Origin of the sequence: Tolypothrix sp. PCC 7712 (assembly GCF_025860405.1) — a bacterium.
GTDB lineage: Bacteria > Cyanobacteriota > Cyanobacteriia > Cyanobacteriales > Nostocaceae > Aulosira > Aulosira diplosiphon.
The window spans coordinates 7,251,187-7,273,301 of record NZ_CP063785.1 but is presented as its reverse complement, the minus strand read 5'-3'; the positions used below and the strand labels follow the sequence as shown (position 1 = coordinate 7,273,301).

Sequence of the window (22,115 nt, the reverse complement as noted above, 5' to 3'; positions counted from 1 at the left end):
TCGGAATGCAGTCAGAGGTAAAGGTTTAAAGCCAGACTTTGTTCCACTGTGCTGTACTAGTTGTTCCTATTCACAATGCCCAATGCCCGATGCCCAATGCCCAATGCCCTTTCATGCCCTTTCATTAAATAGTTGCTACAACTTCCCCTATCTTGCTGATGTCATAACCGCCAAGAACTTTTAGTTGTGATTGCACCAGCCGATGTCCCAAGATGCCAAGGAACTGCTGTACAGGTGATTCTTCCAGGTATTCTTTGAGAATTACCAAGTCATACCGCGCTTGATGCAAGGGAACAAATCCCAAACCAAAGGCCGCAGCTATAGATGAAGTACTCACACCTGCATCAGCTATTCCTGATGCTATAGCTAAAGCAACATCTTGATGGCTATGGACAATCCGCTCAGATCCTTTGACTATGTCCAATGGTATATTTTCTTTGTTGAGTTGGCGTTCTAAAAGCATCCGACTCCCAGAACCAGGTTCGCGGTTGATGATGGTTCCTCCTAATTCCACTAAATCAGCCAAATTTTTGATTTCCATTGGATTACCTGGTTGCACCATCAATCCTTCTTCCCAAATACCAAGGGTGATTAAAACTGCACTCCTATCAGCTAAAGCTTCACGAACAAAGGGAATATTATGTTCTTCAGTTTCAGGATCATATAAATGCATCCCTGCAATGTGAACTTCACCTCTATCCAGACTACGCAAGGCAGCCATGCTATTAGCAAAATGATAATGAACTCGCAGTTGAGGATACCAACGTTCAGTTGCTTTTGCTAAGAAGGAAATTACAGGTGTACAGCCAGCTATAACAACTGTATTGTGCAATTTATCTATATCATCAAGCAGCTGAACTTGAACTTTATTTGTAGTTGTTGGGATATGTGCTTTACCGTCAGCGGGGATCATTTCCATACGAAAAGCATCTTTCCCAATTAAGGGATAAGCTATCCATTGTCCCCCAATTTTTGCTAGGCTGACTCGCAATTGCTGTTCACTTGGAACTGGTTTAGTAAGAACTGCCTCAACTTCTGGTAAATCGTCCTCTAACCAAAATAACTCCTCCACTTGGCAACCCAACGCTTTAGCTAGACGCAAGCTAATGGCAACCGAAGGAGCATATTGTCCTGATTCCACACTACTAATAGCCTGACGAGTTACGCCAGCTATATTAGCTAAATCTTGCTGACTCATGCCTAAGCGAGTTCTAATTGACTTCAGGTTGTTGCAAACATTAGCATCCAGCTTCATAAGGCTGTCTTCCTCCTGCAAGAACGGCTACCGCAGACAAACTTATACAATTTTGGATTGAGGATTGTAAAAGATTGATTGACCAAGCTTTTGGGCAATGCATCTATCGCAATCATTCTTCCCATAAATTGGTATTAATTTATCTAGGCAATAGCAAGAAAGTCTTCTAGTTTATGCCTTTCCTATTGGAAGACCTGTTAATACTCTCGGATGATTGCATACATCATAATATATGGCTTATATGGCTAAGATACTTACTGGGTTTCATTGTTGCAGTAGACAAACTAAACTTGTTGCTAGTTGATTTACTGCTGTTTGATTTCCCCTTAAGGCAACTATAACATACATTTCGCCAAAATAATTGCCAAAAAAACTTTTAATCTTCATTTTTTTATAGTAATTATGTATAGATAAATACAGAAAGTTTTTATATTTTATAAAGTGGTTCAAAGATTTTAACTGACTCGTAAATCCCGTTAAACAGAAAATCCTAATTAATCAAGGGTAATAGGAATAGCTTTACCACCTCGATTCAGAACATGGGTATAACTCATCGTTGTTTTTACATCTTGGTCTCCCAGTAATGCCTGCACCGTGCGGATATCATAGCCGTTTTGTAATAAATGGGTAGCAAAACTATGACGAAACGTATGACAACCTACCTTTTTTTGAATATCAGCTTGATGAACCGCTTGTTTCCGTCTAATAATTATAGTTATGCAGCAATATACTTGGTAGCTCAGGATACTATGGAATGGCATTATTTAATCTCCGATCAAGAGGAATTAGTTGATAAAGTTCTTGCTTTTTTCACCTCTAAATCAACAAATTCTGAACTATTCCAAGATATTGTTGCTAAATGCAAGAACAACCCGCTTTCATCACCTGGTAATTCAAATCACGAGGCATCTCTTACTCTAGGATATCTATCGGTGAATGATTTTCTTTTTTATGAAAGTAGTTTCACAAATCAAAAAGGCATTCCAGTTTCTATAGTAGAAATTATTCTCAAGAAACTCTGCCAGGAACTTATTTTATTTGAGCAACAGTTGTTAGGCTTTGGACATAATATGCCTTATAGCCTCAATGAAGAACTGACGCAATTCTTATACTCAAGAGGTTTACTCAAGAATGTGATATTCGGTTTTAGTTATATAGTGCAAAATTACCAAAATTCTGTTTTTAAGATAGTTGTTACAACAGATAGTGGTGACCCTAGCCTGGGAACAGGATTTCTTTTTAATTGTCAAACAGTTGAGGGAAAAAAATGGAGTATTATCATTACTAACGAGCATGTCGCTAAGTATCATAATGAATTGGCAGTACATCACAAAGAGGGTCAAATTGAAACATGGAAAGAGATTATTCTTTCAGAAAACAGTGATCTGGCAGCAATAATACTAAATTCATTTGTGAATTTACCTTCATTTCATCTTTTCTCCGATCCTAAAATACTCGATGACATCGTAACTGTTGGCTATCCCCCTATTCCTACTGCTAACGATCGATATCAACTTGTTCACAAAGGGGAAATTAATTGCTTTTTGACTAACTATTGGAATCACAACTACTTTCTATTTTCTGCAAGAACATCACCTGGTAACAGTGGTGGGCCAGTTATAAATAGCATGGGCATGGTTGTAGGAATTGTTACTCAACAACTATTTGAACCAGGTTCATTTGAGGAGAAAGGTCAACTGCCTTATTTTGCAGCTGTTCCTTCTACTAAAATTCTGGAATTTTTGAATGAGCAAGTTTTCAGTAAGTTAAAATAACGAATTTTAAGCTTTTATGAGGATTTTAGAGAAAAAGGCAGCACAACAATTCAAATGCAGAGGACGGTTGAGAGCTACTAGCGCTGAGTTAGAGGTTATCTACCTCTGCTCACTTTAGCCGTTACCGCGATCGCTAGGTAGTGGCACTAACTATAACTATGTGAAATTATACGCCTGTTGTGTAAATTTTACCCTTCAAGATGTTGTGCTGCCACCCATTGAAGTTCCAACCACAAAACAGGGTTGGTTTGTTTCAGGTTAGATCCAGGATCGCGGATAATGCGTGTAGCGTTCATGCAGATAGCTTCTGATGTCCCCAAATCTTGGGCAATATCTCTAAAAATATCTCTGTAGTCAATAATTGAGGTAAATAGCTGATGGGGGAAGTAGACAACAAAATATTGACAAAGTTTAGGATTCACCCCCCAGTAGAAACTGACAAGTTCAATATGACAGAACTGAAGTAAATTACTGATTTCTGGACAGCGTTCCTTAGCTACGGTAGTAAATTTTTGCACTAAAATTTCTTCGGTTAACATCATTGTTCTTCCTTCTAGTGAAAACAAACTTAAGTATTGCACGCCAATTTTTGAGAGGATGATAGGCGGTCATTAGTACATCACAGCAGAAATCAACATACCATTCTCAATCTGCAACACCACCTACAACATATCTATCTCTCATTTTCACCCTTCACCCTTTACCCTTTACCCTTTACCCTTCTTGTCCTAGTCAAATAATCCAAACGTCATGAGCAGTTTTTCCAACTGCTGATTAGACAAAGGTTTTGGCATCACAAAATTTTGATTCTGATCTATCGCCCTTGCCAAATTACGATAGTGTTGCGCCTGTTTACAGTCCGGAGCATACTCAATCACGGTTTTACTGTAAAACTCTGCTCGTTGCACCATATTATCTCTAGGTATAGAGTAGAGCATTTGAGTACCCAGTTGCTCTGCTAAAGCCTGAATTAACTCTTCTTCGCGATCAACATTGCGAGAGTTGCAAATTAATCCACCCAAACGGACATCGCCTATCAGAGAATATTTTTGAATTCCTCGGCAAATGTTGTTAGCTGCATACATTGCCATAATTTCGCCAGAAGTGACAATGTAAATTTCTTGAGCTTTGCCTTCACGTATCGGCATGACAAAGCCACCACATACTACATTACCCAAACCATCATAGAAAGTGTAGTCAAGATTTAGCTTTTGATCATAAGCACCAAGTTGTTCGAGTAAACCAATTGATGTCAAAACACCTCGCCCTGTACATCCTACACCAGGTTCCGGCCCACCAGATTCTACACACAGCGTTTTCCCCCATCCCTCCTTGCGGAAGTCTGCTAGATTTAAATCTTCTTCTTCCTTACGCAGTGTGTCGAGTACAATATTTTGATGCAATCCTCCCAAAAGCAACCTGGTAGAATCTGCTTTTGAGTCACATCCCACAACCATTACTTTACAACCTATTTCGGTGAGTCCAGCCACCAAATTTTGAGTGGTTGTAGACTTACCAATTCCCCCTTTGCCATAAATAGCAATCTTCCGCATAAAATCTCTACTATCTTGTGTATTGATGTCTGGTGATACGAAGACAGAAGATTAAATCTGGTTCAGTTAAGCGTTTTGAACACAAAATTGGTTTTGGGGAAAAGGTTAAAGGTTAAGGGTTAAAGGTTTTTTCTTTCCCTTTTCCCATTCCCCTTTTTCCCCTTACCCGACGAGTATTGGAGCAAAACCTAACCCAGTATTTTCAATTTTCTCAACTGAACTCCTCAAAAATTGAGCTTTTTACTCTCCATAATGGGGGCTGATAACTTTACCTTGAAATACTCGGTAAAGATAGACATTATAAAGTAGTAAAAGTGGGACAAAAAAGCCAATAAAAGCAATCATGAAGGCTTGGGAGCTAAGGGAAGAGGATGCTTGATAAATAGTAACTTGGAAAGGAATAATGTAAGGAAACACCACGAAAGCCAAGGCAAGAATAGTGATTAAGAAAACCACTATTGACCAGATAAAAGGCATTCTTTCCTGACGTAGGTTAATACTATTCATTAGTAGCCCTACTGCACCAGTTGCCAAAATGGGAATTGCTGCGAATATCCAAACTTCTGGTTGATGGAATAAGCGATCGCGCACTTGTTCGTAGAACATGGGTGTGGCAATTGTTAAGGCTAATGCACCAGAAAATGTAGTGAGAGCGCTAAATTTGGCGGTAATGTAGTGATATCTTTTTAATTCACCTTCTGTCTTGGCAATTAAGTAGGTAGAACCGATTAAAACGTAGCCTTGCACTACAGTTAATGCTACTAATATTGATGGTAAATTCCACCAATCCCAAGTACCACCAATAAAGTTACCAGCTTCATCAACTTTAATTCCCGCAATTACGCCACCTAAGATTAATCCTTGAGACAAAGCTACTAATAAACTACCTCCTCCAAAACCAATATTCCAAAAAGTTTTGTTGAGAGAATGTTCGCGAAATTCAAAGGAGACAGCGCGGAAGATAAACCCGATCACCATCAAAGTGATTGGAATATAAAGAGCATTGACGATAGTAGCGTAAGCGAGGGGAAATGCACCATACAATAATCCGCCTGTACATACCAACCAAGTTTCGTTAGCATCCCAAACTGTACTTAAGGTATTGATAATAATCCCTCGGCGTTCTTCGTTAGCAGCAGTTAGCGTTAAAATTCCCACACCTAAATCAAAGCCATCTGTAATTAAGTACAAAGTGAGGAATAAAGCAACAAGTGCAAACCAAAGTAGTGGTAAGGTCGTATTTATGGCTTCCATGAAATCTCCAGTAATGTTTGATTGATGGTGACCGAACAAGGCAAAAGTAAAAAGATAATTTTTACTTTTTACTTTTTAAGCTTTAGGTCAAACTTTCTGCTTTACTGCTCTTGAGTAAATCTGGATTGGGGATTGGAAGTCCTAAATTTGGCCCTTGGCGAACAATCCGACTACCAAAATACAAAGCGCAGCCAAGTAACATTAAATAGATACTGGTATAAGCAATCAGTGAGACTAAGACATTGCTAGCGGGAACGTGAGATACAGCCTCAGCAGTACGAATTTTGCCGTAAACAATCCAAGGTTGTCTCCCAACTTCTCGCACCATCCAGCCTGATTCCACAGCGAGATATCCCAAGGGTGCAGCAAATATCCAAGCTCGCATTAACCAAGTTTGGGCAGTAATATTTTCTACAGTCAGCTTACCGCGCAACCATTGCACGAGGCTGACTCCCATTAAGCCCACAAAAAAGAAGCCAATACCTACCATCATGCGGAAAGAATAAAATATCAGAGATACTGCATGGGGACGATCTTCTGGTTTCCACTCATTTAAACCCAATACAGGTTCGTCAAGTTGAGGTTTCATGGATAAAACCATACCTAAACCACCTGGTACACTAAGTGACCAGTTATTCTTACTGTCTTGAACATTGGGTGCAACCAAAACATTCCAAGGTGCAGATTCACCAGCAGGTACGGTGTCCCATAAAGCTTCGATCGCAGCTAATTTTGCAGGTTGGTTGTGGTATACTTCCTCACCACTGAAGTGACCAACAATAATTTGTAGAGGAGTGACAAGAATAGCTAATGCGATCGCAAGTTTGAAAGATTTGCTAAAAAACTCTTCATAGCGCTTGTTGAGGATATACCAAGCACTGATACCACCAATGACAAACAAGGCGGTTTCGAGAATTGCTAATACCATGTGAACCCAGCTACTTAAAGCTGCTGGGTTGAAAATTGCTTCTAGGTAACTATGAACCAAAAATTTCCCATCCACCATTTCCCCACCAGATGGTGTTTGCATCCATGAGTTAGCAACAATAATCCAGAAAGATGAGAGTGTAGCACCAATGGCGACCAATATAGTTGCTAGCAAGTGCATCAGAGGTGGAACACGATTCCAACCATAAATCATAATTCCCAGGAAAGCAGCTTCTAGCATAAATGCCATCGTGCCTTCAAAGCCTAGAATACTACCTAAAAAGTCACCAACAGCTAAAGAAAATGGTGCCCAATTTGCGCCAAATTCAAATTCAATGGCGACACCAGAAGCAACACCAAGCCCAAAATTAAGAATGTATAGTTTTGACCAAAAACGTGCATGGTGATAAAAATTAGTATCTTTGGTTTTTAGCCATAGTACTTCCATCACCACCAAATACCAAGACATCCCAATTGTTAAGATGGGCCAAAACATATGGAAGATGCTGGTAACAGCAAATTGGATGCGTGAAAGCATCACTGTATCTGCAAAAAAACTCATAGTTTGTCCTCAAATATTTTGCCATCCAAGGCATTTTTGATGTGTCTTTATTTCCAGAATTTACGAGCAAGAAGTAAGCTAAATAAGAAATGATTATTCTCGTTACTTCAATATCTGGGAAATAAATTCCTATTTGGAAAATCGGGTCTGAATATTAGCCTAGAAATATTCAGTTCGATTTTCTGTATCACTTACCACTTGTTCAATCGAAAATATAAAAACCAGAAAACTGAAGATATTTAATTTATCTGGCTATTTTGATATCGCAAATCATAGCATATTCAGAGATTTAAGGTCTGTGACAGCTTGTCTTTTGACATCTATCAGATGATTAGATATTAATAATAGTAATCATTTTGGCTGATCAAAGCGATAAGTATTTAAGGTTTAAATTACATAATTATGTCTATTTGTCCATGTACTTAACAAGATTGAGTAGATTTAATTATGTATTTTGGATATTTTCTGCTTATCGCTTTTCCGTCTTTAAATTATATATTCTCTAAAACTTGAGATGGTTTGATGTACATATTGAGAAACATATAAAAACTAATATTTAATTTGCGTAAATTTTCACGCAAATTAAATATTAACTTTTCCATCCCAAAATTATCATAGTTATAAATCTCAAGCCTTTTAGCTCTTATACCAATTCTGCAAGTACACCTTAAATTGTAGTGGACTGACACGCCTAAAATAGTGCATAAAAAAACTCTTGTGGGATGGGTGTCTCACCCGTCCAGGGCGGACAAGATGTCCACCCCACAAGAAAAATTATTGCAACATTTTAGCCTTGCCACGCTAGTAGGGTGCGTTACGCTATCGCTAACGCACCATCTTTCTTGGTGTCCTGGTAATGAATTTGCTCTCTAAACAATTTCTTTTTGGAGAGAGTGAATTCTGTTAACTAATTCTTGACGAGCAGAAGCTTTGAGTAGATATCGAGAGATAAACCATCCTACATAACTAATACCAACCAACTCAAAAACGAATGGCAGTAATGGAATCTCATTGATTGCATTTAATAAAGCTATAACTAGCTTCACCGTAATTAGTACAGCAATCATCAAGATGATACCGAGAATTAATGGCTGGTTTTGAGAAGAAAATTTAGCTATGTATTGAGGTAATTGTTTTAAAATTCCCCAAACTTTTCTGCTAACTAGCTGCCATTGAGATAATTGTAGTTTAGTTGGCGATGTCTGAGTTTCCAGTATTAAAGTTTCATCGCTTGCTCCCGCATCGTCAAATGTCATATCCACAGATTTTGCTGATTGTACTTCGCTGTCCATAAATCTCCTATTTTCTTCACTAACAAGAGTTCTGAGTTCTAAATTCCAGCCTTTGACTTCATGTGTAGGGAGAAATGAAGAGTTAGCCACAAGATTATTTCTATCTACACAAAGGCTTTGATGAGCAGGTGTTTCCACAACCACTTGATCTATAGTCGAGATATTGCTTGTTTTCTCAACTACAGGCCTTTCCTCGGCTTTGACATCCTCAGAGAATAAAAACTTCTTGGTTTCATCATCGCGGATATCAATACCAGCCAAGTTCATCAAAGGAGAGTAAATGGCATTGTATAAGTCACGCGCCATATTCACTGCACCTTCAAATCCCATGTATGGCCCATTGTGGTAACCATGACCATTGATGTATGGTAAGTGCAATTTCTTGACTAACGCACCGACACGGGGCCCAGTCAACACTACATCAGGACGGATCATCTCTAGAACTTCAAAGAATTCTAGTTCATTACCATCATCAATATAGATTGTGCCTTCTTGACCTCTGGCAATGACTTTTTCAAAGTCTTCTTGGTGTCCAAACTTGGAAGACATGGATACGACTTGCATTCCTAAGTCATCTTCCAATGCTTTTGTCCAGTGCCACAATCTGGGGCCACCTGTCCAAATACAGACTTTTTTGCCTTTGAGCCGTTCTTTATACCAATTCATCCTGTCTTGGTATTTAGCAACTTCTTCAGCAATCACAGCTTCGGCTCTGTCTTCAATACCAAAGAAAGCACCGATTTTCCGCAATGCTTCTTGGCAATAGTCAAAGCCCCAAGTGTCTACGTCCATCCGGGGGATGCCGTATCTTTTCTTGAGTTCGTTGGCGATATAACCGGCACTCCGGGCACAGTTGGTAACGTTGAGTTGCGCTCTGTGCATTCCTCTGAGCGCGTCGTAAGTACCGTTCCCTGTAAAGTGGGCGATGATTTGTACGCCCATTTTTTCCATGTACTTCTCCAGTACAAAGGTGTCACCTTGGATGTTGTAGTCGCCGATGACGTTGATGGTGTAGGGTGAGGTGATTTCTGGTTCAAATGTCCCAACTTTTTCGTTAATCCAAGCGATGTTAAGGACGTGGTGTCCTTTGGATTGGCTCACACCAGCAAATCCAGGACATTCTACACAGAAGATGTCTACATCACCTAGTTCTTGCTGTGCGCTTTTAACGACGGCGCGAATATCATCACCAATCAAGGCGGTGGCGCAGGTGGTGTAGACAATCATCCGTTTGATGTCGGGAAATTCTTTGAAGGCTTCTCTGATGGATTTGGCTAGTTGTTTTTCTCCACCAAAGACGACGTGTTGCTCTTTCATGTCTGATGACCAGACATATTTGAGTTGAAAGTGTCCGTTGTCGCTGGGATAGCGTTTGGTGTGCCAGGTGTCGTAGGCGCAGCCGATGGGGCCGTGAATCATTTGAATGGTGTCTTTGAGTACACCACCAATTACGAGTTTCGCACCGCAATAGCTACAGCCTCTTTCTGAGAGTGAGCCGGGGATGGTTTCAATGTTTGATAGTGGTAAGAATTGGGTGGTGTCTTCGCCTTTTTCTTTGATATAAACGTGCTTTTCCCGTTCGGGAATTGTTTCGTCGCATTTCAATAGTTTCAATGGCATATCTAATTGCTCCTGACGCAATACCCACAGAAGAAGAGAGATTTAAGGTATTCTGCTTTGAAGTTACACAATCAATCGTGAGGGCTGTTGACAGTTGACCGTTAACAGTTAACAGCCCTGATTAGTAGTTATGTAATTTAGACGCGCATTAGCTTATTTACTGCCGTTCTCTTACCAGAAATCTTTGTCTATCGCTGCTCTTTTTAAATAATAGTAATCTTGTTAGTTAATAATAGTAATTTTAATCACGAAATTTGAAGTATTCTTAAAGTTATTCTATGAATGAAAATAGATAGACAGTTCTGTATATTTCAAAATCAATTAAATGTTTTGTGATAGTAATAATTAAATAAACAAGGCGAAATCAACTTGATTGTTAGAAATATTAGCTGACAATATAATGTTTGATTACCGCAATAAATCAATTAAAAATTTTAATTTTGTGTAACCTAAAAATCAAGTAAATCATTGAATAAGCTACAATTAAATTACTTAGATAAACTAAAAAAAATAATTACATCTTATACCTTGTTGCAACGGTCTGCATTCAGTACAGAAGATTCTTCCCTTGCTATCACTATATTATTAGAGTTGATCACTACGTAAGCTTCTGTACCTTCGGATAAATCTAATTCATCTACTGAGGCAGTGGTAATAATTGAAGTTAACTCTACTTCTTGAATCACTTTGATAGTGATTTGACTAGTTATTTCTGTACGCAACACTTCTGTGATGATGCCTTGAAGTATATTATGTGAGTTAATTTTGAGATGCTTTTGAGAATTAGTAATTTCTATAAACTGACTATTCGGCTCTTTTTGTTGTGGCTTTGGAGTTGCTGTTGATTTTGGCGATCGCGTATAACTTTGCTCAAGCCCACGTAACATTTCTCGCAGGATTTCTGTTTTAGTACGGCGCAACTTTTTAGATAATTTATCGAGCAGTTTTCGCTCTTCATCTGATGCTTGAAATGTAATCCAGCCCTGCTCTTTTCTTGGCATATTACTGTTAGCAAACTACTTGTTGATGTTGGTAACCTAGTAAAAATTGACACAGACCATTTGCACAGATAGAGAAAGTTTCACAAATGATCCTCATTGCACAATAATGATATGCATCAACCAGCCCCTACTCAGATGGGGTGAGATAGTGCAACTGGAATCTGAGCAAGCATAGTCTGGTGGAACACTGATGAAAATTGACCGCTAGTTTCCCAGTTGTAAATCCTGTGGTAACTGTAGTCACATTGTTGAGCGTTGGACACAAGGTGACAGTTTGTGGTGCTAACATCAGACCAGATAAGGTATAGACGCGCCACAGCGCGTCTGTACGAGGGATCATCTACACAAAACATATATTGTACGCAATTATTTTAGCATAATGTTATATAAACTTGCCTCATAATTCAATTGCTATTGCTGTTTGTCGAGAAACCCTGATAATTTGGGAATAAAAATAAAAATCGGCAAGTACTTTGGCAAGATGTATGCTATTCTTGCAGTAGAGGGAATAAGAATAGCAAATGTATTAACAGTGCTTCTACATGAAAAACTTCCTGTTGTGCATACTTGCTTAGAAACAAAAATCACAGAGGCATGATTAATCGCGTACCCAGAAGTCAAAAGTCAAAGGTAAAAAATAGACTTGAGGCTTGAAGTTTCATGGATTGATTGTATGTCCCGATCAAGAGTTAAGCCTTGATATAGATTTCAATTATTATGTAATCTGGCAAATTCATGACATTTGAATGCAACTGACATTACTAATAGTTGCTATCTGTAAGTCAGAAAATTTTTGGTTACCACAATGAAGCGAATTAGCTTGACGCTTTTTCACCAAATATAAAGTTTTCATACATGGTGCATCGACCAGGGAAAAGTTTCTTTTCCCGCGAGTTGGATTACAGATAGAGGATGTGCAGTCAATATTATCTATAACACCGTCATCGTAGGTTGATTATGGTTAATCCTGTTAGTTGCTCACTCCTCTATCTTTCTTAACCAGGCTGCAATCAGAAATCTTAAAAAGATGGCGCGACAGCTAACTCAAGTATTTTACTGATTAATTTTTTCACTCTATCCGAACTGATATAAGGAAAGACATGAAAAACTCTCAAGAAGAAATCAATAACTTACTCAACAATACAACTTGCGAACATAAACAAGTTACATCTAATAACAACAAAAAACCTACTTGTAAAAAACCACCACAACCAGGAGCGGCTCAAGGTAATTGTCCTTTTGAAGGCGCAATGGTTGCTCTAGGCCCAATTACTGATGTTGCTCATTTAGTACATGGCCCTGTTTCTTGTACTCGTAACCCTTGGGGAAGTCGTGGTAGTCTCTCTTCTGGCTCTAAACTTTATCAAATCGGCTTTAGTACAGATTTGAGTGAACAAGATATTGTTTTTGGTGGAGAAAAGAAGCTTTATCAAAGTATTCTAGAAATTGCTAAACGTTATCATCCGGCAGCTATATTTGTTTATGCTACTTGTGTGACTGCTTTAATTGGTGATGATATAGATAGTATTTGTAAAGCTGCTGAAGATGAAACTGATATTCCTGTTATTCATATAAATGCGCCTGGATTTATTGGTAGTAAGAATTTGGGTAATCGTATTGGTGGTGACGCTTTATTAAAGTACGTAGTTGGTACTGCATCACCAGAATTCACTACTCCATTTGATATCAATATTATTGGTGATTACAATGTTGCTGGTGAAATATGGAATGTTTTACCACTATTCAAGAGTTTGGGTATTCGTGTTTTATCTAAAATTACAGGTGATGCTCGCTATGAAGAAATTTGCCATGCTCATCGTGCCAAGTTAAATGTAGTGATTTGCTCTAATGTTTCGCTCAAAATAGCACAAAAAATGCAGGAATTGTACGGCATTCCTTATATAGAAGAATCTTTCTACGGTGTAGAAAATATGAGCCGTTGCTTGCGGAATATTGCCGAAGCATTAGGTAAATTGCTTGGCGATAGTTCAGCTACACGCTATCTTCTAGAGCGCACAGAACGCTTGATTACTAAAAAAACCGCAGCCTTAGATATTGCTTTAGCTCCTTACCGTTCGCGGTTAGAAGGAAAGCGTATTGTTCTTTATAGTGGTGGTGTCAAAAGTTGGTCGATTATTTTAGCAGCAAAAGATTTAGGAATGGAAGTTGTTGCTACGAGCGATCGCAAAAGTACAGAAGATGAAAAAATAAAAATTAAGCAGCTACTTGGACAAGATGGTCTTGTTCTGTCTAAAGGTAGTCCTAAAGCATTATTACAAGTTCTACAAGATACAAAAGCTGATATGTTAGTGGCTGGCGCTAGCAATCAATATACAGCGCTAAAAGCACGTATTCCTTTCTTAGATATTAACCATGAACGTCATCATGCCTATGCTGGTTACGATGGCATGGTAGAAATGGCAAGAGAATTATATAAAGCTTTGTATAGTCCTGTGTGGCAACAAATAAGAAATCCTGCTCCTTGGGAACAGAAAATTGGCGATTTAGCTGAGGATATTACTCTTAATTGATTGCACAAAGATATATGAGGTTTGTTAATAGTTAATAGTTAACTGTGAACTGTTAACTGTTAACTGTTAACAAGAAAAATGTAGCAGTTGTATGCGAGATAGCTGATGAACTAAAAACTATCAATTATGAAATTAACCAGAATATCAGAGGATTTTGTATGAATCAGAAACAACCCGTGCTTTACACCTATCGGCTTGTACTAATTCCTATCTTAATCCTTGCCTGGTCAAGCCAACTTGTGGGGATCTACATCGTTTTCGTGTAAAAACAACAATTACTTTTCCTGAAGGAGAGCCATAAATGAAAGTAGCTTTTACGACAAGTGACGGAACACATATTGACACTCATTTTGGAGTGGCGAAAGAAATTGATGTGTATGAAGTATCTAAAGATGGGTTTAATTTTGTTGAGACTTTAACTTTTGAGGGTGACCTAGAAGCAGCCGAGCATGAGGATAAGATTACACCCAAAATGGAAGCAATTATTGATTGCAAAATTGTATATGTGAAAGCTATTGGTACGCCAGTCGGCAACAAATTAACTAAGCAAGGTGTAACTCTTGTAAGAGCGCAAGAATATGATAGAGTTCCTGATATTTTGCATATGTTAGTTAAAAGTTGTAATGGGGATGCACCGCCTCTTTTGCGTAAAGCTTTGCTACAGGAAGAAAATGACTTCGCATATTCTCATGATGAAGAATAGTTTGTTGACTGTTGACTGTTAACTGTTGACTGTCAAAACTGAAAAGATGATGTAGGATGTGTTAGGCGTAAGCCGTAACACATCAACATTTTTGGGAAAGATGTTGTAATTTCAGAAGAGAAGAGATGCGTTACGCTGGCGCTAATGCATCATACATAATCATAAATATATGCATATATTTCAAAAATAAATAATTTAAATTATTGATATTTTGTTATTTATATGGTTCAGAACCCCGACTTCTTCAAGAAGTCGGGGGTCTAAATTGCAACGGATGATTTATGACTAAAAGAGCTACTTGATGCAATACCAAAAATGCAACTTGGGTGTGAGGTAAAAAAGAGCGATCGCCAGTATAATCTCCATCGGTACTAAAGAAAAGAATAGGCTGGAACAAAACCAAAACATTGCAAATAATATAGCTATTATTTGCAAAAAATGATTAGTTATTTTAGCTGTGATGCTTAAACAGATTAAAGCTAGAAATAATGCAATTGATGAATAGACAATCGTTAGCATTGTGAGTAAATAATAATCTAAAAAAACCAAGATGATTGATGAACTGCAAGCAGACCTATGTCTCCCCAGAACGCTAGAACTGCTACCAATCTATTAAAGCTACAATACCTCCAGAACATTGTAGATTTAGATCATCAGTTCATCAAATCATTGGTTTACCCACAAAGGGGATTTTGTTTATTTACCAGAGCCAGACGAATGTTAGCCAACAAATTGTTCGTGATTCACAAAGGTTGTTCCAACTGTAACTGATTTGATAACTTTTCTATGACTGTTTGGGGTGCAAACCTAGCCTCAGAATCCATTCCCAAATCCGAAGAGTTATCAATATTCCCTATTTGCATACCAAGGGAAGATGATAATATCTTGTTTTGGGTTTATACAGGCGCATCCCAAATATTTAGTTACAAAACGCTACATCGGAATTAATTGGATTTGCTGACACAAAAGCAGAGTTTTTTACTTGGGTTTCTACCTAATCCCTATGGAAAATCTTTTTGCTTTTGCTCTTTTGATTCCCTATATATAAATCATAGCATAGATATTGCCAAATAACTTGCGAATAGACAGAATTCTTGCTTTAGAAAATATATAAATGCTAAACTTTCGCCTTGTTTTGCTCATAAAGTAGATTACCAATATCAAATAAATACTGCATAGTGCCTCGGTAGCCTACTTTGGTGGACTGATTATGCCCTAAACGGTCGTAAATGGGGATTCCCTGACGATAGATTGGGATTGTTAGGCGTTGAGAAATGGTAACTGCATGAGAATTACTAATGAGTAAATCTGAGCCAACTGCTAGTTGCTCAAAGTCTTCTAAATCGCCGATAGTCACGCTGGTGATTGGAAGTTTTTCTAGCAGAGGGGAACGTGCTGTAGTCACAGCCGCGTGAATTTGCGCTCCCATCGACTGTAAAAAAGAAACTGTTGACCAAAGTAAATCTGGTTCCAATGCTAAGGAGACTCGTTTACCACCAAAGTAAAAGTGAGCATCTAGCATTGCATCTTGTAGCTGTAAGCGTTGGTAACGATATTTTGCTGGTACAGGGATACTGCTGATATCTGCTAATGCTTGGAGGAATTTATCAGCAGCTTCTAAACCTGAAACTGTGTCAAACACTTCGTAAGGTGTACAGAACTTTTGAGATAAGATTCGCGCTGCACCGCGCATACTCTCACCTAATGCGATTGTGAATACAGAATGAGGAATAGCTCTTAATTGTGGCAAGCTAGTACCACCAGATGTTACCAAACTATGCCGATCATCTAATGCGTGAATATTTAGTAACCCAGATATGTCAGGGACAATGATAGGCTGCAAACCAAAAGCAGAGACAATTTCTTTAATTTCTTGCAAGTCACCAGGAGTAAAAGCAGAACTAGCCAAAATAGTGATTTGCTTGGGACAACAATTTTGTCTGTCAGTCGTTTGCGGAATTTCCTTGACGATACTTTCTACAGCTGCAGCAAAGCCATCTTGTAATGTACCCTTAAAATCTGGTGTTGAGACTAAGTAAATCGGTACTTGAGACAGTTCCGAATAACGTTGACGCATATCTTTGAGCAGTCGTCCCATGTCATCCCCTCTGGTTTCCGTCAATCCAGTGGTACATATACCAATCATTTTGGGTTGAGATATCTGCACTAATTTTGCGATCGCCTTTTCAATATTTTCCTCACCACCTAAAATAGTAGAAACCTCTGTCATGGCAGTACTAGATAGAGGAAATACCTTACCCAGATGCTTGGTTAAAACGACCTTGGTAAAAGCACTACAGCCAGGAGAACCATGTAACATTGGCATCATACCTTGCAAGCCTAAAAAAGCTAAGGTTGCGCCTACTGGTTGGCTTTGCTTCAGAGGATTAACTGCAACTGATGTACTTGTGATGCTAATAATCGCCATAATTTAACCTTTGAGAGAACAGAGGAAGTAATGAAAAATGATTGTGAAAGATTGATTGACCAAGCTTTTAGGCAATCAATCTTTCACAATCCAGAATCCAAAATCTAAAATCTAAAATCTAAAATCTAAAATTTTATTACTCCCAAGGCGCAGGACGACGCACCTGCTCCCATACAGGACTGTAGAGAGTTGTATACAATTCTTGTGCCACACTGATAATTCCTGCATAACCTGTATATGCATTTTTGCGTTCCTGATTTATGTCTAAAAAAGGAATCTTGGTTTTCATAGCTGTGGCTTGATAGTGATTGCTAGCAATTAATAAATCAGGTTTAAATTCAGTAATTAACTGACTAATCTCTATCCCTAAAATTTTAGTATTCTCACCGAATAAACCTTGAATTTTGCGTTGATTATCTTGAGTTATCTTGTTTGTGCTAGAAAGCAGCACTTCCATTCCCAGATATTGAATAGCTGAAATAATTGCCCAATTATTGAGATTGGTAATATCAATTAAAATCCGTTTTCCTTGGAGACTAGGAAGATAAAAATCAAGTTGATTATTTAAAGCCGTAGTTTCTGAATTAATTAAATTCTCTGTGCGTACCTGTAATTCTGTGTCACCTAACTTAGCTGCAATATTCCTGAGACAACGATTGAGATTGTCTATACCATAAAATGATTCTGTGATGTAAGGAATATGAAAACGCTCTTCCATCTGCTTTGCCATTTTTAACATAGCCTTAGCAGAACTATTAACAACATTCAGCTTGGCACGATGGGCGTAACATATTTCTTGATAACGCGCATCACCTGTAATTTTTGATAGTACTCTAATACCTAATTCTTCTAACATTGGTAATATATTCCAAATATCACCACCAATGTTATACTCACCAATCAAATTGATATCATAAAGCGTGGTTTTATCAGGTTCGGCAGTACCAATTACATATTCTAACAAAGCTTCACTCGCTAACCGAATACCTTGATTCCGATGACCCACAAATCCAGGCGCATCTATAGGAATAACTGGTGTTCCCGTTATTTCAGCAGCCTCTCTGCAAGCTCCATTAATATCGTCACCAATGAGAGCAGAAACGCAAGTGGAGTAGACAAATATCGCTGCTGGTTTGTAACGTCTTTGCAATTCTAAAATTGCTCTGTACAGCTTTTTTGCACCACCAAAAATGATATCGCTCTCATCCATATCAGAAGTAAAGCAATTTTTGTACATCAGAGAACCAGAGGAGAGATTATCACGACCACCCCAATAGTTACCTATGCAGCCGTTTGGCCCGTGGACTAAATGAGCTGCATCAGTAATAGGAACTAGAGTAATCATGGCACCATCAAAGGCACAATCGCAATTATCTCCAAGCTGAGATAATTGTGAACAAGACTGATTATTTTGCTCGGCTTCTGATTTATAAGGCTGGTCGTTGATTTCTTCTTGACTAGTTTTCATTGCTCTTTTGAAGGGTAGATTTTCAATGGCAAAGTATGCATAATTAAAAATATTTTTTCAAATATATAGGACTCATATTTTATTTTTAAATTTCATGTGGTAGGATGCGTTACGCTATCGTAACGCATCAGCGACAAAGCTGAATATGAATAACAATTCTAAAAAATAAGGGATGGTAATAATATTCCATCCCTTATGGAGTAAATAATCAACCAACAGAGAAGGAGAAAACAAAACCTCAAATAACGTAAATTTTTAGCTGTGCAAACATTAACAGCTTGGTGCTAATACAGTAAAATATCAATAATCTTTTAACCTCCACATCCTGAACAATATTTGAAGAAAAGATGGGCTATTTTAGCCCACCTCATGGCTACATAAAATCTACTTCTTGAGAGTCAATACAAAGCTTACTTTTTATCTCTACCGGAAACGATTTCTACGTTGCCTTTTTTGACTGCTTCGAGTGCTTCACCTTGAGCATCCTCTTGCTTTTTGGTAGTTTCTTCTTGAGCTTTGCTGATACCAACTAATTTTTCTTTTTCATCGTCGCTTTCGAGAATACCGAATTCAATCAACAATGCTTCTAGCTCATCCATTTCGATGGGTGTAGGAATAGCCATATTTTGATTGTTGATAACCTTGTCGGCTAATATCCGGTATTCATTCGCTTGATTACTATCAGGTGCGTACTCGTTGACTGTCATCCGGCGCAACTCAGCGTGTTGTACGATGTTGTCACGAGGGACGAAGTGAATCATTTGGGTGCTGAGTCTGTTGGCGAGGGTGGTAATTAATTCATCTTCCCGGTCTGTTTTGCGGCTGTTACAAATCAAACCACCCAAGCGTACACCACCAGAGTGAGCATATTTTAAAATACCACGAGCGATGTTGTTAGCAGCGTACATCGCCATCATTTCACCGGAAGTCACAATGTAGATTTCTTGTGCTTTACCTTCCCGAATTGGCATTGCAAAACCACCGCACACAACGTCACCTAATACGTCATAGGATACGAAGTCTACGTTGGAGTAAGCACCGTTTTCTTCCAAGAAGTTAATAGCGGTAATAATACCCCGACCGGCGCAACCTACACCTGGTTCTGGGCCACCAGATTCTACGCATTTAATGCCTCGGAAGCCTTGAAGTACGACTTCATCAAGTTCTAGGTCTTCTACTGCGCCTCTTTCAGCAGCCAAATGTAGTACGGTGGTTTGAGCTTTGGTATGTAGAATCAAACGGGTGGAGTCAGCTTTAGGATCACAACCCACAATCAGAATCCGTTGACCCACTTCTGCCATTGCAGCTAGGGTATTTTGAGAGGTAGTAGATTTACCAATACCACCTTTACCGTAGAAAGCTATTTGTCTAATTTTTTCACCTGACATGATTGATTACCTGCAATGGTTTACTTACTGGGTCGATTTGTTTATGAGTGTTCACTGTGGAAGGCCAACAGTGATTTGATATAGAACGTCGTTGGAGGCGATCGCTCTACAGCAAAAGCAGTTAAAATCCTCAACATATTCAAGTTGTGACAAGTTTGCTTTCACCACTAGTCATTAATGGTGCAACCTGACTAATGGCTGATTTTTGATATAGTTGCGAATGCAAATACTACCTGTGATGCGATCGCAATTTGGATAATTTCCCAATCCAAAATCTAAAATTATTAAATTGGTATTACGCAGAGGTTATCCTAAAACACCCAATCCAAACTTTGCAATCAATTGCCAATAGTTGCGACAACTGCGCCAATATTGCTGGTGTCATAACCACCGAGAACTTCTAGTTGTGAATGCACAAACTTATGTCCCAAAGTATTGAGTAACTGCTGTACTGGTGCTTCTTCTAAATATTCTTTGAGAATTACTAAATCGTAGCGTGATTGATGCATGGGTACAAATCCTAGACCAAATGCAGTAGCTACCGATGCCGTACTGATACCTGCATCAGCCATTCCTGATGCTACAGCTTCCGCAACATCCTGGTGGCTTCTCACAATCTGCTCAAACCCATGAATAGCATCAAATGGTACTTGTTCCTTTTGCAGTGTTTGCTCTAACAGCATTCGACTTCCAGAACCTAGTTCACGGTTAACAATAGTTGCTTGGGTTTCTACTAAGTTGGTAACTGATTTGATACCTTTGGGATTCCCAGACTGCACTAATAGTCCTTCTTCCCAAACTCCTAGAGTAATCATCACTGCTTCCCTTCCGGCTAATACTTCACGCACAAAGGGAATGTTATACTCCCCAGTTTCCGGATCATATAGATGCATTCCCGCAATGTGAGCTTCACCTCGGCATAAGCTGTGCAATGCTGCCATACTATTTGCGAAGTTATATTGGACTCGCAGTTGCGGATGCCAACGTTCGGTTGCTCTGGCCCATAATGAAATCACCGGAGAACAGCCAGCAATCACGACAGTGTTATGAAGTGCGGCGATATTATCATCTAACAACCGAACTCTCACTTTATCTGTCGCTTTTTGACTCACGCCTTCACCCTTCGGGTACCCTGCGGGAACCCCTTCAGGGAACGACAGTTTGCTTATGCCGGGGAACCCGTCCACCGCAACTGTCTCACCATCAGCCGGAATCATATCTTGGCGAAAAGCATCTCTGCCAACTAAAGGATAAGCTATCCATTGACCTCCTACCCTTGCCAAACTCAGCCTAAATTGCTGACCTAAAGGGACTTCTTTTGTCAAAACTGCTTCAATTTCAGGTAAATCCTGCTCTAACCAGAATAGATCCTCAACTTGACATCCCAAGGCTTTAGCCAAGCGCAGTGTAATTGCCACTGAAGGAGCATATTGTCCCGACTCTACACCACTAATGGTTTGACGGGTAACTCCCGCAATATTAGCTAAATCCTGCTGGCTCATGCCCAGGCGAGTTCTGATTGACTTCAAGTTATTGCGGAGGTTGTTATCCTGCTTCATTGGCTTCTTTTTTTCAGTGATAAAAAGCCGTCGCGGATTTAACTGTATTTGCCAAAGCAAAAGCGCGGCCTCTGATTCAGAGTATATCTTTGTGTATAGTAGCCTGTGCGTTTTTGCGTTTTTGATTCCCTCTATTTAAAAATATCATAAACTTTTGCCAATTTACTGGCTAAAGGAAAAAATTTTTGCGCTATGGCTGCAAACCTCCAATTGGCGAGGATTAAGAATTTTTCTGATTAAATTTATAGATTTTTACCAATTTAATTGGTAAAATTAGCGCAATTATCCGATTTTAGTAATAATACATTACCAAAAAATCAATTTTTCTGTTTATAGTCGTTGACCGTTCACTGTCAACATTCAACAAACATGGAGCGATCGCTACAGTGTTTGCAGCACTTATGGTGTGACTATTGACAAACACTGTCAGGATATAGCGATCGCACTTCACTTATAAATTGCGATCGCCATATTAAATAAAGTAGCAACTAAAAGTGATCGCCTCGCCAAAATTCCAAATTACGAATTACGAATTACGAATTACCGCTTTACTTCTGCCACAGTCGCCTCAGCATTAATCAACCCACTACCGAAATAATACTGCTCTGCTGAAACGGGTTTAGCCTTACCAAACACCTCTGAAGGACGCACACATGGAAAATCCCTGGCTGCATCAAACCCCACATCTGCTTGCAAGCGGTAGCGATTGATGTCACCTTTACTCAGCGTTAAGCCATTGTAACTCGCAGTAGATTTGAGAATTTTCACAGTTCCACTTGCTATGACATATTGCAACTAA

General features: G+C 38.9%; 17 protein-coding genes. 3 read left to right on the top strand and 14 right to left on the bottom strand.

What is annotated here, in order from left to right; translation table 11 throughout:
- Positions 1 to 124: 124 nt before the first annotated feature.
- The 3 genes from HGR01_RS29640 to HGR01_RS29630 all read right to left on the bottom strand — a co-directional run bounded on the left by HGR01_RS29640 (position 125) and on the right by HGR01_RS29630 (position 2,016).
- Complete coding sequence (locus tag HGR01_RS29640; RefSeq protein ID WP_071989351.1) at positions 125 to 1,255, bottom strand: substrate-binding domain-containing protein; 1,131 nt, start codon at positions 1,253 to 1,255, stop codon at positions 125 to 127.
- Between the two features lie 264 nt (positions 1,256 to 1,519).
- Positions 1,520 to 1,642 (bottom strand): hypothetical protein, encoded by a 123-nt coding sequence (locus tag HGR01_RS29635; RefSeq protein ID WP_255325160.1) that lies wholly within the window; start codon positions 1,640 to 1,642, stop codon positions 1,520 to 1,522.
- Between the two features lie 107 nt (positions 1,643 to 1,749).
- Positions 1,750 to 2,016 carry a tyrosine-type recombinase/integrase gene (locus HGR01_RS29630; RefSeq protein WP_045868604.1) on the bottom strand — a complete coding sequence of 89 codons (267 nt, stop codon included), beginning with the start codon at positions 2,014 to 2,016 and terminating at the stop codon, positions 1,750 to 1,752.
- On the opposite strand from HGR01_RS29630, the gene HGR01_RS29625 reads away from it, so the two are divergent.
- The gene (locus HGR01_RS29625) at positions 2,005 to 3,030 is read left to right on the top strand and encodes a S1 family peptidase (RefSeq protein ID WP_045868605.1); all 1,026 of its coding nucleotides are present in this window, start codon (positions 2,005 to 2,007) and stop codon (positions 3,028 to 3,030) included. The genes HGR01_RS29630 and HGR01_RS29625 overlap by 12 nt on opposite strands.
- Positions 3,031 to 3,218: 188 nt before the next feature.
- On the opposite strand, the gene HGR01_RS29620 is transcribed toward HGR01_RS29625, so the two are convergent.
- From HGR01_RS29620 to HGR01_RS29595, 6 genes are all read right to left on the bottom strand, one after another.
- A complete protein-coding gene (locus tag HGR01_RS29620; RefSeq protein ID WP_045868606.1) occupies positions 3,219 to 3,572 on the bottom strand; it encodes a hypothetical protein in 354 nt (117 codons plus the stop codon).
- 186 nt (positions 3,573 to 3,758) lie between these two features.
- Positions 3,759 to 4,583, bottom strand: coding sequence for a nitrogenase iron protein (gene nifH, locus HGR01_RS29615; protein WP_045868607.1), 825 nt, complete (start codon positions 4,581 to 4,583; stop codon positions 3,759 to 3,761).
- A gap of 240 nt (positions 4,584 to 4,823) precedes the next feature.
- Complete coding sequence (gene cydB / locus HGR01_RS29610; protein WP_045868608.1) at positions 4,824 to 5,837, bottom strand: cytochrome d ubiquinol oxidase subunit II; 1,014 nt, start codon at positions 5,835 to 5,837, stop codon at positions 4,824 to 4,826.
- An 82-nt stretch (positions 5,838 to 5,919) separates the two neighbouring features.
- Entirely contained in the window at positions 5,920 to 7,326 is a 1,407-nt protein-coding gene (locus HGR01_RS29605; RefSeq protein WP_045868609.1) for a cytochrome ubiquinol oxidase subunit I, read from the bottom strand.
- Positions 7,327 to 8,195: 869 nt separating this feature from the next.
- Positions 8,196 to 10,238, bottom strand: coding sequence for a nitrogenase vanadium-iron protein, alpha chain (vnfD, locus tag HGR01_RS29600; RefSeq protein ID WP_045868610.1), 2,043 nt, complete (start codon positions 10,236 to 10,238; stop codon positions 8,196 to 8,198).
- A gap of 521 nt (positions 10,239 to 10,759) precedes the next feature.
- Positions 10,760 to 11,239 (bottom strand): TOBE domain-containing protein, encoded by a 480-nt coding sequence (locus HGR01_RS29595; protein WP_045868611.1) that lies wholly within the window; start codon positions 11,237 to 11,239, stop codon positions 10,760 to 10,762.
- Positions 11,240 to 12,339: 1,100 nt separating this feature from the next.
- Here HGR01_RS29595 and nifE (HGR01_RS29590) point away from each other — a divergent pair.
- Positions 12,340 to 13,770 carry a nitrogenase iron-molybdenum cofactor biosynthesis protein NifE gene (gene nifE / locus HGR01_RS29590; protein ID WP_045868612.1) on the top strand — a complete coding sequence of 477 codons (1,431 nt, stop codon included), beginning with the start codon at positions 12,340 to 12,342 and terminating at the stop codon, positions 13,768 to 13,770.
- Positions 13,771 to 14,071: 301 nt separating this feature from the next.
- Entirely contained in the window at positions 14,072 to 14,473 is a 402-nt protein-coding gene (nifX, locus tag HGR01_RS29585) for a nitrogen fixation protein NifX (RefSeq protein WP_045868613.1), read from the top strand.
- Between the two features lie 1,117 nt (positions 14,474 to 15,590).
- On the opposite strand, the gene nifN is transcribed toward nifX, so the two are convergent.
- The 5 genes from nifN to HGR01_RS29560 form a co-directional block, all read right to left on the bottom strand.
- Positions 15,591 to 16,901, bottom strand: a complete 1,311-nt coding sequence (gene nifN / locus HGR01_RS29580) for a nitrogenase iron-molybdenum cofactor biosynthesis protein NifN (protein WP_045868614.1) — start codon at positions 16,899 to 16,901, stop codon at positions 15,591 to 15,593.
- 136 nt (positions 16,902 to 17,037) lie between these two features.
- Positions 17,038 to 18,369 (bottom strand): nitrogenase iron-molybdenum cofactor biosynthesis protein NifE, encoded by a 1,332-nt coding sequence (gene nifE, locus HGR01_RS29575; RefSeq protein ID WP_045868615.1) that lies wholly within the window; start codon positions 18,367 to 18,369, stop codon positions 17,038 to 17,040.
- A 410-nt stretch (positions 18,370 to 18,779) separates the two neighbouring features.
- A complete protein-coding gene (gene nifH / locus HGR01_RS29570; protein WP_045868616.1) occupies positions 18,780 to 19,757 on the bottom strand; it encodes a nitrogenase iron protein in 978 nt (325 codons plus the stop codon).
- A 338-nt stretch (positions 19,758 to 20,095) separates the two neighbouring features.
- Positions 20,096 to 21,316 carry a substrate-binding domain-containing protein gene (locus HGR01_RS29565; protein WP_071989352.1) on the bottom strand — a complete coding sequence of 407 codons (1,221 nt, stop codon included), beginning with the start codon at positions 21,314 to 21,316 and terminating at the stop codon, positions 20,096 to 20,098.
- Between the two features lie 540 nt (positions 21,317 to 21,856).
- Entirely contained in the window at positions 21,857 to 22,084 is a 228-nt protein-coding gene (locus tag HGR01_RS29560) for a hypothetical protein (protein ID WP_045868618.1), read from the bottom strand.
- Positions 22,085 to 22,115 lie beyond the last annotated feature (31 nt).

Bases quoted from the DNA above. Each gene is read 5' to 3' on its own strand.
- nifX (WP_045868613.1), top strand. From the start codon at position 14,072: ATGAAAGTAGCTTTTACGACAAGTGACGGAACACATATTGACACTCAT.
- nifE (WP_045868615.1), bottom strand. From the start codon at position 18,369: ATGAAAACTAGTCAAGAAGAAATCAACGACCAGCCTTATAAATCAGAA.
- HGR01_RS29640 (WP_071989351.1), bottom strand. From the start codon at position 1,255: ATGAAGCTGGATGCTAATGTTTGCAACAACCTGAAGTCAATTAGAACT.
- vnfD (WP_045868610.1), bottom strand. From the start codon at position 10,238: ATGCCATTGAAACTATTGAAATGCGACGAAACAATTCCCGAACGGGAA.
- HGR01_RS29620 (WP_045868606.1), bottom strand. From the start codon at position 3,572: ATGATGTTAACCGAAGAAATTTTAGTGCAAAAATTTACTACCGTAGCT.
- HGR01_RS29625 (WP_045868605.1), top strand. From the start codon at position 2,005: ATGGAATGGCATTATTTAATCTCCGATCAAGAGGAATTAGTTGATAAA.
- HGR01_RS29565 (WP_071989352.1), bottom strand. From the start codon at position 21,316: ATGAAGCAGGATAACAACCTCCGCAATAACTTGAAGTCAATCAGAACT.
- HGR01_RS29635 (WP_255325160.1), bottom strand. From the start codon at position 1,642: ATGAAGATTAAAAGTTTTTTTGGCAATTATTTTGGCGAAATGTATGTT.
- HGR01_RS29605 (WP_045868609.1), bottom strand. From the start codon at position 7,326: ATGAGTTTTTTTGCAGATACAGTGATGCTTTCACGCATCCAATTTGCT.
- HGR01_RS29595 (WP_045868611.1), bottom strand. From the start codon at position 11,239: ATGCCAAGAAAAGAGCAGGGCTGGATTACATTTCAAGCATCAGATGAA.
- HGR01_RS29630 (WP_045868604.1), bottom strand. From the start codon at position 2,016: ATGCCATTCCATAGTATCCTGAGCTACCAAGTATATTGCTGCATAACT.
- nifH (WP_045868607.1), bottom strand. From the start codon at position 4,583: ATGCGGAAGATTGCTATTTATGGCAAAGGGGGAATTGGTAAGTCTACA.
- nifE (WP_045868612.1), top strand. From the start codon at position 12,340: ATGAAAAACTCTCAAGAAGAAATCAATAACTTACTCAACAATACAACT.
- nifH (WP_045868616.1), bottom strand. From the start codon at position 19,757: ATGTCAGGTGAAAAAATTAGACAAATAGCTTTCTACGGTAAAGGTGGT.
- nifN (WP_045868614.1), bottom strand. From the start codon at position 16,901: ATGGCGATTATTAGCATCACAAGTACATCAGTTGCAGTTAATCCTCTG.
- cydB (WP_045868608.1), bottom strand. From the start codon at position 5,837: ATGGAAGCCATAAATACGACCTTACCACTACTTTGGTTTGCACTTGTT.